Raw genomic sequence first — 3,436 nt, 5'->3', positions numbered from 1 at the left:
GCTGCCAGGCATGGCCTGGTTCCACATACCGATCACTGTGGTGGTGCTGGTGTGGGGCTGTGGGTTGTGGGTTGGTCGTTTGTTGAGAATTGCACAGTGGACGCGAGCATCTTTGTGGTCAAGTTGTCAAGGGCGAACGGTGAATGCCTTGGCACCAGGAGCCGATGAAGGACGTGGGAGGCCGCGATAGGCCTGGGGGAGCTGTCAACCAAGCTGTGATCCCAGGGTGTCCGAATGGGGAAACCTGGCACCAGTCATGTGGTGTCACCCACACCTGAACACATAGGGTGTGTGGAGGGAACGCGGGGAAGTGAAACATCTCAGTACCCGTAGGAAGAGAAAACAATTTAGTGATTCCGTGAGTAGTGGCGAGCGAAAGCGGATTGAGGCTAAACCGGCTGCGTGTGATACCTGTCAGGGGTTGCGTGGTCGGGGTTGTGGGACCCCGCTGAACAAGCTGACACTTGTTCGAGGAGTTACAAAGTTAGTGGCTAGTCGAACAGTCTGGAATGGCTGACCGTAGACGGTGAAAGTCCGGTAGGTGAAAGTTGCTGACCTTCTGTGGGTGTTCCCGAGTAGCGGCGGACCCCTGAAATCTGCCGTGAATCTGCCAGGACCACCTGGTAAGCCTAAATACTTCCTGGTGACCGATAGCGGACGAGTACCGTGAGGGAATGGTGAAAAGTACCCCGGGAGGGGAGTGAAATAGTACCTGAAACCGTTCGCCTACAATCCGTCGGAGCCTTGCGGGGTGACGGCGTGCCTTTTGAAGAATGAGCCTGCGAGTTAGTGGCATGTGGCGAGGTTAACCCGTGTGGGGGAGCCGTAGCGAAAGCGAGTCTGAATAGGGCGATTCAGTCGCGTGTCCTAGACCCGAAGCGGAGTGATCTAGCCATGGGCAGGCTGAAGCGCGGGTAAGACCGCGTGGAGGGCCGAACCCACCAACGTTGAAAAGTTGGGGGATGACCTGTGGTTAGGGGTGAAAGGCCAATCAAACTCCGTGATAGCTGGTTCTCCCCGAAATGCATTTAGGTGCAGCGTCGCGTGTTTCTTGCCGGAGGTAGAGCACTGGATGGTCTAGGGGGCCCACAAGCTTACCGAAATCAGCCAAACTCCGAATGCCGGTAAGTGAGAGCGCGGCAGTGAGACTGCGGGGGATAAGCTTCGTAGTCGAGAGGGAAACAGCCCAGATCACCAGCTAAGGCCCCTAAGCGTGTGCTAAGTGGAAAAGGATGTGGGGTCGCATAGACAACCAGGAGGTTGGCTTAGAAGCAGCCACCCTTTAAAGAGTGCGTAATAGCTCACTGGTCAAGTGGTTCCGCGCCGACAATGTAGCGGGGCTCAAGCACACCGCCGAAGCTGTGGCATTCACATTTTATCCTCGCTTGGACTTGATTCCTTGTGCAGGTGTGTGGATGGGTAGGGGAGCGTCGTGCCGCGAGTGAAGCAGCGGGGTGACCCAGTTGTGGACGCGGCACGAGTGAGAATGCAGGCATGAGTAGCGAAAGAAGGGTGAGAAACCCTTCCGCCGGATGACCAAGGGTTCCAGGGCCAGGCTAATCCGCCCTGGGTGAGTCGGGACCTAAGGCGAGGCCGAGAGGCGTAGTCGATGGACAACGGGTTGATATTCCCGTACCCGCGAAAGAGCGTCCCTGATGAACCTCGTTGTGCTAACCATCCGAGCTGCAGGCGGTCTTCGGACCAAGTGTGGTGAGCGTGGGAACCTGGCGGGTAGTAGTCAAGCGATGGGGTGACGCAGGAAGGTAGCTGAGCCCGGCCGGTGGTTGTGCCGGGGTAAGCGTGTAGGCCGTGTCGTAGGCAAATCCGCGACACATGATGGCTGAGACGTGATGCCGAGCCGATTCAGGTGAAGTCAGTGATCCTATGCTGCCGAGAAAAGCCTCTAGCGAGTTCTTAGCGGCCCGTACCCCAAACCGACACAGGTGGTCAGGTAGAGAATACCGAGGCGATCGGGCGAACTGTGGTTAAGGAACTCGGCAAATTGCCCCCGTAACTTAGGGAGAAGGGGGGCCGGAGACGTGAAGCCCCGCGCGGGTGGAGCGTTGTATGGCCGCAGAGAGCAGGGGGAAGCGACTGTTTACTAAAAACACAGGTCCATGCGAAGAAGTAATTCGATGTATATGGACTGACGCCTGCCCGGTGCTGGAACGTTAAGGGGACCTGTTAGCTCTTCGGGGCGAAGCGGAGAACTTAAGCGCCAGTAAACGGCGGTGGTAACTATAACCATCCTAAGGTAGCGAAATTCCTTGTCGGGTAAGTTCCGACCTGCACGAATGGCGTAACGACTTCCCCACTGTCTCAACCACAGGCCCGGCGAAATTGCAGTACGAGTAAAGATGCTCGTTACGCGCGGCAGGACGGAAAGACCCCGGGACCTTTACTATAGCTTGACATTGGTACTCGAATTAGCTTGTGTAGGATAGGTGGGAGCCGGTGAAGTCCATACGCCAGTATGGGTGGAGGCAATCTTGAAATACCACTCTGGTTGATTTGGGTATCTAACTTCGGACCGTTATCCGGTTCAGGGACAGTGTCTGGTGGGTAGTTTAACTGGGGCGGTTGCCTCCTAAAAGGTAACGGAGGCGCCCAAAGGTTCCCTCAGCCTGGTTGGCAATCAGGTGTTGAGTGCAAGTACACAAGGGAGCTTGACTGTGAGACTGACAGGTCGAGCAGGGACGAAAGTCGGGACTAGTGATCCGGCACTTGCGAGTGGAAGCGGTGTCGCTCAACGGATAAAAGGTACCCCGGGGATAACAGGCTGATCTTCCCCAAGAGTCCATATCGACGGGATGGTTTGGCACCTCGATGTCGGCTCGTCGCATCCTGGGGCTGTAGCAGGTCCCAAGGGTTGGGCTGTTCGCCCATTAAAGCGGTACGCGAGCTGGGTTTAGAACGTCGTGAGACAGTTCGGTCCCTATCCGCCGTGCGCGTAGGATACTTGAGAAGGGCTGTCCCTAGTACGAGAGGACCGGGACGGACGAACCTCTGGTGTGCCAGTTGTCCTGCCAAGGGCACGGCTGGTTAGCTACGTTCGGAAGGGATAACCGCTGAAAGCATCTAAGCGGGAAGCCTGCTTCAAGATGAGGTATCCCACCCACCTTGGTGGGGTAAGGCCCCCAGCTAGACGACTGGGTTGATAGGCCGGAAATGTAAGCCCGGTAACGGGTTCAGTTGACCGGTACTAATAGGCCGAGGACTTGACTACTAAGCTGCTACGCGTCCACTGTGCAACTCTAGACAAACGAACAAGCACCCCCTGTGTGTGTGGTGTTGTTTGACATGTCTATAGAGTTACGGCGGTCATGGCGGAGGGGAAACGCCCGGTTACATTCCGAACCCGGAAGCTAAGCCCTCCAGCGCCGATGGTACTGCACTCGTGAGGGTGTGGGAGAGTAGGACACCGCCGGACAATCTT

2 rRNA genes are annotated in these 3,436 nt (G+C 56.7%); both read left to right on the top strand.

Features of this window, described 5'->3' with window-relative positions:
• Nucleotides 1-116: 116 nt before the first annotated feature.
• A 23S ribosomal RNA gene (locus ACFQGL_RS32100) occupies nucleotides 117-3,226 on the top strand.
• A gap of 87 nt (nucleotides 3,227-3,313) precedes the next feature.
• A 5S ribosomal RNA gene (gene rrf, locus ACFQGL_RS32095) occupies nucleotides 3,314-3,430 on the top strand.
• Nucleotides 3,431-3,436 lie beyond the last annotated feature (6 nt).

Origin of the sequence: Micromonospora vulcania, from assembly GCF_042658605.1 — a bacterium.
Lineage (GTDB): Bacteria > Actinomycetota > Actinomycetes > Mycobacteriales > Micromonosporaceae > Micromonospora > Micromonospora vulcania.
This window is presented reverse-complemented; position numbering and strand designations above follow the sequence as displayed.